This window comes from Pseudomonas sp. NBRC 111133 (assembly GCF_001320605.1).
GTDB lineage: Bacteria > Pseudomonadota > Gammaproteobacteria > Pseudomonadales > Pseudomonadaceae > Aquipseudomonas > Aquipseudomonas monteilii.
The window spans coordinates 1-9329 of record NZ_BCBJ01000151.1 but is presented as its reverse complement, the minus strand read 5'-3'; the positions used below and the strand labels follow the sequence as shown (position 1 = coordinate 9329).

Genomic DNA, 9329 nt, shown 5'->3' with positions numbered 1-9329 from the left:
TAGAGGAGGTCTGCGTACCGAGAATGAGCATGGTTTCATTGCGAGATCACGTTCGATCCCTACTTTGCTGACGAGCTCGTGGGATTAACCGGGCGATAGTCCTCCCCTGCTACCGCTCTCAAGTAAGCAGCGTCAGCCTCCAGACGAAGATCGCGCCATTCCTGCCAGCAGATAATCCCTCGACGATCCATCTCATCGGCTTGGCGAAGCAATTCCTCGTGATAATCGTCAGGCGAGTCCATGCGCAATGCCCTGTCTTCAAGCACCCGATACCAAACCGCCAAACAATTGAGTTTCAGCAATTGGGCGGCAGACAGGTTTTTCTCGAGTGTGCGCATCAGGAGGCCTCATATGCTGATGGAGGGTTGAGTCACGCAGATTGCAGAGGTTCAGTAGGGCGGTGTCAGCGGCATGGATGCGTCCAGATGGTCCCCCCCGTTATAGATCCGCTCACGGATGGGAATGGATGGCACTGACTCAAGTTGAAGTGAATTTTTTGAACGCTGGCGATGTCGTAGTGATGGCGCGCTGCTACGTCTTGCTGGAAGAAAGCAAGCAGACCTGGATGTCCCTCCCTTCCTGCAGCCGCATGTCCGAGTACACGTATGAAAGAGCTGCTTTCCGCTGCGAAGATAATTCGCCCAACTGTTCTCATCGTTGAGGACGAACCCATGATTCGAGAGCTTTTGACCCTGTACCTGGAAGAATGGGGGGCCATGGTGACAGCGGTGGCGACTGCCGATGACGGTAATGAGGCGTTGAGGAAGCAAGATTGGACGCTGCTGATAACGGATGTACAAACGCCTGGTTTACTCAATGGGGTTGATCTTGCCTGGATGGCAAGCCAGCAAAAACCTCAGACGCGCATCATTGTCATGAGCGGATACTACGAATTTGCAGGGAGAGTGTTGCCGCCAGGTGCGGAGTTCCTTCCTAAGCCGTGGCCAATAACCCAGCTCCAGGAACTGCTCTGCGCTCAGCTTAACCACGCCGACGGGGGTGGAAGGTCGGCGTCTGCCAAGCTTGATCTTTCCCAAACGTTCGCGAACAAAGCTTAAGGACGCCACACACGCCTGCACCGGTTCTTTCGCGCAACCCGTCGGCCTTGGCCAAAACCCACTGAGTAAACACCCCGCCCCAGGACGTCCGAGTTGAACACAGACTTTCCTGTGTGACGACATGAGGTGAAAGATCATGGCTAACAACCAAACCAATCGTGGCCATCAAGGTGGTACTGCTCAGAACAATCCTGGCAATTTTGCCAATGATCGCGAGAAAGCGTCGGAGGCAGGTCGCAAAGGCGGGCAGAGCTCAGGCGGCAACTTTGCCAACGACCGTGAGCGTGCCTCCGAGGCGGGCCGTAAAGGCGGGCAAAACAGCCACGGCGGCGGTCGCGGTAGTGAAAACCGGTAACTTGAAATGAGCCTGGCCGGGGTGCATGGCACTCTGGCCACTTTTTGAGAAAATGAAAGCGGTCTCAAGAAGACAGCGAAATGGGCAACAAGGGTTTGCCTCTCGCTCGAAGACGACCACCAACGAACACCAGCGCTAATGACGCTGCCGCTAGCAACAGGCTCACCCCTAGCATCTCGCTAGTGAGGTTGTGAAACCCTGAAACCGCAACGCCGATTATGGCTAACATTCCTGAAAGCCCAGCGTAACCTACCGCAGTCATCAGCCATCCCCAGTTACGCATACCCTACTCCTCCAATGATGATGCCAGGTCTCGAATCAGCCTGATTACGACCATACGCATTTGGCTAAGTGCCATCGGTGTGTGCAGGCGCGCCTAGAGTTTGAAGCGTACATGGATACAACTTTTACTATCCTGCCGATCAACCTCCACTGCCGCGCTACCGTAACCGGAATAGCTTTTGACCAATCGCATGCCAAGCCCTGTACCTGTCGGCTTAGGATAATTATCAGGGAAGCCGTCGCCCTCATCCCTGACGGTGAGTAGCGCATGGTCGCCGGCATGCTTGACGGCCACCTCAATGTCGCCCTTGCCATACTTGAGGGCATTCGTGATCAGTTCAGAAATCACCAGTCCCAAGGGCGCCATTCTTTCTGGAGGCAATACGAAGTCGTCAGCCTCCAGCGCAATTTTCCGGTCAGCCAAAGCCCTGCCCAGATCCCCCAGCAGAGCAGTGAGGTAGTCACGAGCACGAAGTTCTTGTTCTTCGGCAGCTTGGTACAGCCGCTCGTGAACCGTGGCAATGGTCACCACTCGGCCTGCGGCGGTTTCAAGTTGCAATTTGACCGCTGCATCAGGCGTGAGATTGGCCTGCAGCAAGAGTAGTGTGTTTACCAGGTGAAGGCTGTTCTTGACGCGATGGTGGATCTCTTCGAGATAGAGGTCGCTTCGGTTTTGCTGGCTATTCTGGGCCTCGATGAGCGACAGCAATTGAGCTTCATATTGATGACGCTCGGTGATATCTCGCGATACGGCAATCATTCGCTCGACCTTGCCGTCCACTCCGAGGATCGGCGCCACCGTCACGTCCCACCATTTTGGATCATCTGCAGAGATGGGGTGATAGGCCTCGAATCGAGCGGTTTCCCCGCTGCTGACCTTTCCCATAGCCTCGCAAACAAGTGAGCGAGACTCCTCGGGCCACAAGTCTTGCCACCTCTGGCCTTTTACATCCGCCAGCTGGGTAGCCAGGAAGAGTAGCCCGGTTTCGTTCATGAACTCGATCTCGCCACTTGAAGTCAGGATCTCGACCCAGTCGGGACTAGCGTTCAGAAGTGTTTCCGAATACGGATCGGGAAGAGGGATATCTGCTCCCGCAGATATTCGCTCAAGGGCCATGGAAATGACGTTCGAGATACCCTCCAAAAATACGAGATCGCTCTCTACAAAATCGTCCCCGTCACTGCTATCGGCTTCGAGAACGCCAAAGGGGCTAAGTACGCCCCGGATCGGGACGTTGATAGCCCTTTCGATTCCGTATTTCTTCAGCAGCTCCGGTGTTCGGAACCGGTGCTCCATGCCCAGATGGTTCGAGAGCACTGGCCTGTAGGTTGCCAATGCATAGCCTGCCGGGCTTGCTTCATCGGCACCCACGGTAGCCTGACCGATGTCAGAAGCGTCCCAGCCCACACCGTGTGACAAGATGAAGCCTTCCCCCTCCTCAGCCGGCTGCAGCACCTTGGCGAAGCGAGTGCTCATCCCTTCAGCGACGACTTCACAGGCATGGGTCAACAACACATCCAGGTCAGTCACTTTCAAGGACATCACGCCGAACTCCACCACCAGTTCATGTTGGCGGTGCAGGCGAATGTGGGTCTTCTTCAAGGCCGCTCGTATGGTTTCGTCAGCTGGCAGCTGCTGCATAGTCTTCCCTTCAGATTGACGGTATACGCCCCGAAAACCGGGCAGAGCGTGAAGGCGGTTCGCTTGACGCCCTCCTACGATAGCCGCTAATGCCATGCGACGCTTGGCCCACCACTCATCGCTTCGGAGCAACGTCGTATGGCCGAGACGCCCTAACGCATACCAGAGGCGAGCTAACGACGCATGACCAAAACCATTTTGATCGTAGAAGACGACGAACTACTCAGAGACCTCACCGTAGAGAGTCTCTCGTCACTTTACGCGGTAACCATTACGTCCACGGCAAATGCTGACGAGGCGCTTCACCACCTTTCGCATGAAGAAACCCCTGCATTGGTAATGAGCGATATCCACATGCCTGGCAGCATGGACGGATTAGGTCTGGCGCACGTTATTTGGCGCAGGTGGCCTACCCTACCCGTGATTTTGACGTCAGGACACGCAATCATCGATACCCATTTACTTCCGGTGAGGGCGGCATTCCTGCCCAAACCGTGGGGGATTACCGATCTGGCCTCGCTGATTAACAAGCTGGTAACCCTGCCCGCCATCGAGGCTTAAGCAAACCATTGGGGGCGCAGATGCCTAATCACTCACTCGCCTGTATCTACGGAAGCAACGCTGAGTGCCTTACATATTGCGTCTGCTAGCTGATCAATCGACCATGGCTTGAACAGGTAGATAACAGGCGGGGTCACCTGCGACGCGTCCAGCTGATAGCCCGAGGTCAGAATCGCTGGCAGCCCAGGCCACCTCTCATGGGCCATGGAGATGAATTCCATTCCCTGAATGCTTCCAGGTACGCCGTGATCCACAACGATCAGCGAGCATTCATCTTTAAGGCTCAACATGCTGATCAAGGCATCTTCGGCGTTATCGAATGCAGCGCAGGCGGCGCCCAATTCGCTAAGAATTTCCACCAGCAAGGTTCGAAGCGTCGGATCGTCTTCTATGACGATCACTGTCTTCCCTGACAGCGACAAACCCTTGATGTCGAGCCTCATCAGCTACTCCAGTCCATAGTCCAATCACCGAGTGTTTCACTCATGTGTCCGCACGTCGATGGGGGCTATAGGCCACCCTCTGCTCAGCGGCCTACCAACGTCGTCAAATGGGCCCGACCTTCGCGCAGGAATATCTCCACCGTCTTAGGGCCTATACCTTCAAACTCCATTAGCCAGCGTTTAAAACCCTCAATGCCTGTGGCTCCCGGCAGTGCCTCAAGTTGGGCAGCCAGTTCCACCTCAACCTTGTTGGCAAGGGCATGCAACCGTCGGGCGGTGGATTCGTCGTATCGCGTATACCCGGCCTGACCGAGTAATCTGACAAGTACCGAATGAGAGATTTGGACAAGCTTCTGCGGCGTATCCAGGCCTTGCTCATGGACGAGGATTCGGTATGCCTTTACAGCCACGGTTGAGCGGATGGGCTTGCCCATGAGAAAACTTGCCAGCAACCATCTGAACAGGCCAAGGTCATCCGCGACCTCTATGCCGAGGTCACGGGCAGTTATGTCCTTCAACCTTTGCTACGACGCGGGTCATCTGAGCGGGGGTAGGTACGCTCCTCCTCGATGGTGCCGTCGGCCTTGTGGATTTTCACCGAGGCGGTTTTACCTTCGAAGAACTCAGACAATGAGCTCACCAGCTCCTGCTTGGTGGTACTGCGTTTCGAAGCCCGTTCAGCTCCAGCCTTCTTGAGCTCCCAACCTTCTGCTGTAGGGCTTACGTGGTAGTTGTCCATCGTTCTACTCCTTCTGTTTCATGCCGATCCGCTGTCTCATCTCTGACGTGATGAGCTGCTTCGTACTGGCCAGTTCCGCCCAAGGATCATCACCGCCGAGCTCATCCAGACGCTCCTGGAGGTTGGTGATGTTCCACCTCGCTGCGGACTTGAGCTCGGCGACCTCCTCTCGGTAAATCGGGACAGATACAGGTAGCCCTTCACGAGCCCTGGCCGCATAGACATTGACCGTCGTAGCGCCTTTAGCGTTTCGCAAATAGTCGATGAAGATTTTGCCGATGCGATTTTTCGGGCCGAGCACAGCCGAAAATCGATCTGGAATGAGCTTGGCGATGTATTTCACCACCGCCTGGCTGAACGACTTCACCTCTTCCCATGAAGCCTCCGGAGTAAGCGGCACCATGATGTGGATACCCTTCCCTCCGCTGGTCTTCAGGAAGGACTGCAGGCCTAGTTCATCCAGCACCACCAGGGTGAGTTGTGTGGCCTCGACCATCGCCTTCCAAGGCAAAGCAGGATCTGGATCGAGATCGAGGACGAAGCGATCAGGCTGATCAATGCGAGCGGTTGTGCCGTTCCAGGAGTGCAGCTCAATGGTGCTCATCTGCACCGCCCCGACCAGAGCTTCGACGCTGTTGATCACCATGCCGGCTTTGCCTGCCTCAGCCTTCGGCACGGTCGTGATGTTGGGTATCGCTAGGCGATCAGCATTCTTCTGGAAGAACAGCTCACCTGTGATGCCTTCAGGCGCTCGCAAGAGCGCAATGGGACGATCTTTCAGGTGCGGCAAAAGCCAAGGTGAGACCTGGGCATAGTATTCGGCCAGATCACGCTTTGTGAGGCCGCTGCTGGGATCGATGACGCGCTCGGGGTGCGTGATCCTAACCTTACTGCTTGTTGGTTTGGTCGCCTCCGCTTTGGCGTATGTCGCTTTTTTCGGCGCGGGCGCCGGCTTCTCTTCCGTGATGTCCTTAGCGGGCTTGTCAGTGCGGATGCCATGGAAGACGGCATGTCGCACCACACCATCCGAGGTGATCTCAGCGAACATGACCTCAGCCAGGAGCTCAGGCTTCAACCAATGGATGCCCTTGGCGTCGACACCCTTTGGCGGATTCGCCACCGGCACCCTTTTCTGCTCCAAAGGCAGCAGCTTCTTCAAGATGGTGGCGAGGGTCGACTCGGTGAATCCAGTGCCGACCTTGCCGGCGTACCGAAGCTCTCCGCTGTCCTTATTAGTCAGGGCCAGCACCAATGCTCCAAAGCCACTGCGAGCACCTTTCGGATCGGTGAAGCCAACGATCACGAATTCCTGGCGATGCTTGCACTTGAGCTTAATCCACGAATCGCTGCGCCTTGATACATAGGGGCTACCCGAGCGTTTCCCAATCAGTCCCTCCATCTTCATCTGGCAGGCGCTGTTCATGAGCGCATCGACGTCCTCGGTAAAGTCGTCCGAGAATCGAAGCAAGGGATGTTCATTGCTTTCCATCACCTGTTTGAGAGCGGCTCGCCGCTGCTCCACAGGCACCAGGCGCAGGTCAGCGCCGTTGAGGTACGGAAGGTCGAACAGGTAATAGATGATGCCCTGGCTCTTGCCCGCGTCGAACGCGTTCTGCAGCAGCTGGAAATCGGGTACGCCATCAGCGTTCGGGACGACAATCTCACCATCGAGCCAGGAGCTTTCCAAACCGAGCTGCTTGATTGCTGCGGCCAGCTTCGGCAGCTTGTCAGTCCAGTCATGTCCATTTCGAGTGAGCAGGCGCACTTCGTCACCCTCGACTCGGCAGAGCATGCGATAGCCATCGAACTTGATTTCGAAGCGCCACTCACTGCCCTGCGGACTCGACTCGACGAGCGTGGCCAACTGCGGTGCCAGCTTCTCAGGAAGGTCTGCCGGCACTGCATGAGCCGTTGGAAGCGGCTCGACTTGATCTGGTGACGCACTGGGCGATGAGGATTTCGACTTGCCTCGTTTCCTGGGGATGACGGTTCGGTCGCTGAGCACGCTGTTCGGTTGCTCTGCCACGACATCAATCTCAGCGAGCGGTCTGGCCGACTCGTCCTGATGTTTGATGAGAAACCAGTGCTCCTGCTTGCCTTCGATACTGGTTCGAACCAGATTCCACAGGCCTGACAGCTTCTCGCCCTGCAGTTCGAACTTGAGTCGGCCTTTGCGGTAGGCCTCGTCCGGATCACCTTGAGGGATCCAGATACCGCGATCCCAGACGATCACCTCGCCGGCACCGTAGTGCCCTTTGGGAATTGTTCCTTCAAAGGTGGCGTAGTCGAGCGGATGGTCTTCGACATGCACCGACAGCCGCTTCACCTTCGGATCGAAGCAGGGCCCTTTCGGTATAGCCCAGCTCTTGAGCGTGCCGTTTAGCTCAAGGCGGAAGTCGTAATGGAGCCTAGTGGCGTCGTGTTTTTGCACGCAAAACTGCAGAGCCTGGAGCTCTGTGCGTTTGCTTCGTGTCGTGACCTTGGATGCCCCTGAAGGCTCAGGCGAGGCACCGAAGTCGCGCATCTGGTTGTACTTTTCTAGGCTTGGAACCGTGTCCGGTTCCTCTGCCACTTGGCTCGATTGGCCGGTGAGCTCCAGTATCAATGCCTTCAGTGAAATATTACGTTGCTTAGCCTCTGCCTCCAGAATTTGCGAAATCATGGTATCTCGCAGCGACGGCAGGGATTCACCGGCCTCCAAGGCATTCGCCTCCGTAAGGACTTGTACCTGCCCAACCGCTTCCGGATGGTCGACGCTGAAGGTCAGGAAAGCCAAGGTGATGTCATCCATGGAACGATCCTCTGGGTTGCAATGGGCAGCCCTCGGTGCAGGAAGGATCAGTTGGCCGAGGCTGGTAGCTGGATTCTCATTCGATTAGCCACCGTGCTCTGTGGTTCAGCATGTGAAGAGAATGATCATTTGACCGTGTGCTCGATCTCGGAAACTATTTCTAATTGATCGCAGCGACATCCATGAAGGTTTGCAAGTAGTGCAGTACGAAGACAGCGGCATGACTGAAGACAACCGATAAGTTGCTTATGGCCAGGGAACTGGAAGCCCTGCCTTGCTCATGCCCCAGCTCTATTTGCAGTAAACAGTCCAGAGCTCATTAACCCGTGTCGTGAAGCTTTGGCTCATCATCTGCCGGCGCATTCCCCAAGCGGGATCGACAGGCACACTCGCCAAACGCATCGTTCCCCTTCCCCACCGGCCATTCACCGCGTCAAGCACGCCCATAAGCCTCTCACTGGCGACTGGCTGTGCAACCGCAAACAGATCACCTGTGATCTCGTTACGCTGGCTGAGGTCGAGCAGAAGGACTTCAGCCTTGCTGTAGCGGTAGCCCTCCCGGTAAACCCTCTCTACCCCCTCCTGCGCAGCCTTTGTCAGCAAACGCGTGTCATCCGTTGGGTACGGTAGTTCGACAAGAACGCCGTTGGCATACTTCGCCTCATCGGGATTGAACATGCCGGTGCGGATGCTGACGCGTAGACGCTTGCAGAGCGACTGCTGCGCACGAAGCTTCTCGGCAGCCCTAGACGTGTAGGTCGCCACTGCCTCCTTGATAGGGGCCAGCTCAGTGAGCCGGGTACCGAACATGCGGCTGCAGCAAATTTCTTTCTTGGGGGGATCGGGCTCGTCTAGCTCCAGACAGGTGGTACCACCAAGCTCGCGTACAGTCTTCTCCAGCACAACGTTGAACTGCTTTCTGAGCGACCAGGCGTCGGCATGTGCAAGCTCCCACGCAGTACGGATATCCATAGCCGCCAGGTGGGCGGAGAGACGACGGCCAATGCCCCAAACATCTCCTGCAGCGCATTTCTTGAGCACCCAGTTGCGCTTCACTTCATCGCGCAGATCAACAACGCCACCGGTATGGCTCTGCCATTTTTTGGCAGCATGATTGGCTAGCTTCGCCAAGGTCTTCGTCGAGGCAATACCGACGCCGACTGGGATCCCCGTGCGCCGGTATACCTCGGCTCGAATCTGCCTGCCCAGCCGCTCTAGATCTCCAGACATACCCGTGAGCTCAGCGAAGGCCTCGTCGATACTGTAGACCTCAGCTGCCGGCACCATGGACTCAATGACAGTCATGACGCGCTCACTCATATCGCCGTAGAGCTCATAGTTCGACGAGCACGCCACGATGCCATGCTTACGGAGCTTGTCCTTTATCTGAAAGTACGGCTCACCCATCTTCACGAAAGGCTTGGCATCCGCCGAGCGAGCTATCACACAGCCATCGTT

Annotated in this window: 10 protein-coding genes; 3 read left to right on the top strand and 7 right to left on the bottom strand. The window is 56.3% G+C overall.

Going from position 1 to position 9329, the window contains the following annotated elements:
- Positions 1–59: 59 nt before the first annotated feature.
- The gene (locus APH36_RS29215) at positions 60–338 is read right to left on the bottom strand and encodes a hypothetical protein (protein ID WP_060501681.1); all 279 of its coding nucleotides are present in this window, start codon (positions 336–338) and stop codon (positions 60–62) included.
- Between the two features lie 267 nt (positions 339–605).
- Here APH36_RS29215 and APH36_RS29210 point away from each other — a divergent pair, with 267 nt between their 5' ends.
- Both APH36_RS29210 and APH36_RS29205 read left to right on the top strand, forming a co-directional pair.
- Positions 606–1058, top strand: coding sequence for a response regulator (locus APH36_RS29210; RefSeq protein WP_009681427.1), 453 nt, complete (start codon positions 606–608; stop codon positions 1056–1058).
- 136 nt (positions 1059–1194) lie between these two features.
- Positions 1195–1413: a general stress protein gene (locus APH36_RS29205; protein ID WP_004573951.1), complete on the top strand. Its 219-nt coding sequence runs from the start codon at positions 1195–1197 to the stop codon at positions 1411–1413.
- A 376-nt stretch (positions 1414–1789) separates the two neighbouring features.
- Here APH36_RS29205 and APH36_RS29200 read toward each other — a convergent pair whose 3' ends face one another.
- Entirely contained in the window at positions 1790–3337 is a 1548-nt protein-coding gene (locus APH36_RS29200) for a sensor histidine kinase (protein WP_060501679.1), read from the bottom strand.
- Positions 3338–3520: 183 nt separating this feature from the next.
- Between APH36_RS29200 and APH36_RS29195 the strand changes: the two genes are divergently transcribed.
- Entirely contained in the window at positions 3521–3898 is a 378-nt protein-coding gene (locus APH36_RS29195; RefSeq protein WP_060501677.1) for a response regulator, read from the top strand.
- A gap of 32 nt (positions 3899–3930) precedes the next feature.
- Here APH36_RS29195 and APH36_RS29190 read toward each other — a convergent pair whose 3' ends face one another.
- The 5 genes from APH36_RS29190 to umuC all read right to left on the bottom strand — a co-directional run.
- Positions 3931–4341 (bottom strand): response regulator, encoded by a 411-nt coding sequence (locus APH36_RS29190; protein ID WP_024652014.1) that lies wholly within the window; start codon positions 4339–4341, stop codon positions 3931–3933.
- Between the two features lie 83 nt (positions 4342–4424).
- Positions 4425–4859, bottom strand: a complete 435-nt coding sequence (locus APH36_RS29185; protein ID WP_060501674.1) for a hypothetical protein — start codon at positions 4857–4859, stop codon at positions 4425–4427.
- Positions 4856–5080 (bottom strand): DUF2188 domain-containing protein, encoded by a 225-nt coding sequence (locus tag APH36_RS29180; RefSeq protein WP_009681432.1) that lies wholly within the window; start codon positions 5078–5080, stop codon positions 4856–4858. Before APH36_RS29180 ends, APH36_RS29185 begins: the two co-directional genes overlap by 4 nt.
- 4 nt (positions 5081–5084) lie before the next feature.
- On the bottom strand, positions 5085–7871 hold the full coding sequence (gene ligD, locus APH36_RS29175) for a DNA ligase D (RefSeq protein WP_082426473.1): 2787 nt from the start codon (positions 7869–7871) through the stop codon (positions 5085–5087).
- Positions 7872–8162: 291 nt separating this feature from the next.
- On the bottom strand, positions 8163–9329 hold a 1167-nt coding region (gene umuC / locus APH36_RS29170), incomplete at its 5' end, for a translesion error-prone DNA polymerase V subunit UmuC (RefSeq protein WP_060501672.1).

Coding starts and splice junctions, on each gene's coding strand:
- APH36_RS29215 (WP_060501681.1), bottom strand. CDS start 338: ATGCGCACACTCGAGAAAAACCTGTCTGCCGCCCAATTGCTGAAACTC.
- APH36_RS29210 (WP_009681427.1), top strand. CDS start 606: ATGAAAGAGCTGCTTTCCGCTGCGAAGATAATTCGCCCAACTGTTCTC.
- APH36_RS29205 (WP_004573951.1), top strand. CDS start 1,195: ATGGCTAACAACCAAACCAATCGTGGCCATCAAGGTGGTACTGCTCAG.
- APH36_RS29200 (WP_060501679.1), bottom strand. CDS start 3,337: ATGCAGCAGCTGCCAGCTGACGAAACCATACGAGCGGCCTTGAAGAAG.
- APH36_RS29195 (WP_060501677.1), top strand. CDS start 3,521: ATGACCAAAACCATTTTGATCGTAGAAGACGACGAACTACTCAGAGAC.
- APH36_RS29190 (WP_024652014.1), bottom strand. CDS start 4,341: ATGAGGCTCGACATCAAGGGTTTGTCGCTGTCAGGGAAGACAGTGATC.
- APH36_RS29180 (WP_009681432.1), bottom strand. CDS start 5,080: ATGGACAACTACCACGTAAGCCCTACAGCAGAAGGTTGGGAGCTCAAG.
- ligD (WP_082426473.1), bottom strand. CDS start 7,871: ATGGATGACATCACCTTGGCTTTCCTGACCTTCAGCGTCGACCATCCG.